A 1,524-nucleotide genomic window follows, 5' to 3' on the forward strand; every position below is an offset into this window, starting at 1 on the left:
GCATTGAAGTGATCGACAGCGTTTCGCTCGAGATCCACGACAACCTGGCCGTGGGCGCGCGCGACCCAAAAGCGCCGGCAGAGTTGTGGAAGCAGCTCAACGTCAAAGGCGCCGACGCCATCGTGGCCTCGGCCTGCGTGCAGATGCCTTCGCTGGCTTCGGTGCCGCTGATCGAGGCAGCCAGCGGCCTGCCCGTGGTGTCCAGCGCGGTCTGCACCACCTACGCGCTGCTGAAAAGCCTGGGGCTCGAGCGGCGCGCGCCGAATGCCGGTACGCTGCTGTCGGGCCGCTATTAATTATTGTGGGTGACTGGCCGTTAGTCATTCACCATTCATCGCTATTCATCGATATCAATCATCACAACAAGGAGGCTGACCATGAACGCTTTTCCCCCAACGTCCACCCTGCGCCGGCTGCTTGCCGGCACGGGCGCGGCCCTGCTTGCAGCTGTCGTCAGTAGCGCCGCATGGGCCCAGGCCTATCCCAGCAAGCCCATCACGCTGGTGGTGCCCAACCCGCCGGGCGGTTTTGTCGATGCCTCGGCGCGCATCCTCTCGGACTCGCTGGCCAAGGTCACCAGCCAGGCCGTGGTCGTGGACAACCGCGGCGGCGGCAGCGGCAACGTGGCCTACCAATTCGTGGCACGCGCCAACCCCGACGGCTACACGCTGCTCAATTCCTACTCGGCCTACCATGTCGGCAACCCGGCCCTCACGCCCAAGCTGCCTTGGGCGCAAAAGGATTTCGTGCCGGTCGCGCTGATCACGGTGGCCACCAATGTGATCACCGTCCACCCGTCCGTCCCGGTGAACAACCTGGGCGAGTTCATCACTTACCTCAAGGCCAATCCCGGCAAGCTCAGTTATGCGAGCCAGGGCAACGGCTCGCTCTCGCACATCGGCACCGAGATGTTCAAGCTGCAGACGCAGACCAGCATGGTGCACATTCCCTACCGCGGCTCCGGCCCGGCGCTGCAGGACGTGCTGTCGGGCCAGGTGCAGGTCTTCATCACCACGCCGCCGTCGGTGATGGGCCATGTGCAGACCGGCAAGCTCAAGGGCCTGGCCGTGGCCGGGAAAACCCGCCACCCCGCACTGCCCGCCGTTCCGACTGCCACCGAAGCCGGCCTGAAAGGCTTCGAGCTGGAAGCCTGGGTCGGCATCTTTGCCCCCGCGGGAACGCCCGCCGACGTGGTGGGCAAGCTCAGCGGCCAGATCAAGGCCGCCCTTGAATTGCCTGAAACCAAAACCCGCGCCGACGGCGCCGGCGTCGAACTGCGCTACCAGCCGCCCGCCGCGCTGGATGCCCTGGTCAAAAAGGAAACGGCCTTCTGGGCCAAGACCATCAAGACGGCGGGCATCAAGGCTGAGTGAGGTTCGGGCCGCGCCCTGGGAGGCGGTCACCGGGAACCGGGCCAAGCCCGGTTTTTTTGCGCCTGGCGGTTTGGCCCTCTGAGCGCTCCGCGCGGCCAAAAAAAAGCCCGGGACAAACCGGGCGTGGAAGCTGGCAAGGCCAGCAAGGGAG

General features: G+C 65.6%; 2 protein-coding genes. Both read left to right on the forward strand.

The annotated features are described in order from the left end of the window. Window positions 1-296: aspartate racemase/maleate isomerase family protein (locus tag AC1D0P_RS25525; protein WP_477679288.1), on the forward strand; the 296-nt coding region annotated here is incomplete at its 5' end. An 81-nt stretch (window positions 297-377) separates the two neighbouring features. Continuing rightward, window positions 378-1,373 (forward strand): Bug family tripartite tricarboxylate transporter substrate binding protein, encoded by a 996-nt coding sequence (locus AC1D0P_RS25530; RefSeq protein WP_477679289.1) that lies wholly within the window; start codon window positions 378-380, stop codon window positions 1,371-1,373. Window positions 1,374-1,524 lie beyond the last annotated feature (151 nt).

The sequence above is a fragment of the Polaromonas sp. P1_G2 genome, from assembly GCF_056405515.1.

What these genes read in the sequence shown, in the direction of transcription:
- AC1D0P_RS25530 (WP_477679289.1), top strand. Translation starts at nt 378, where the DNA reads ATGAACGCTTTTCCCCCAACGTCCACCCTGCGCCGGCTGCTTGCCGGC.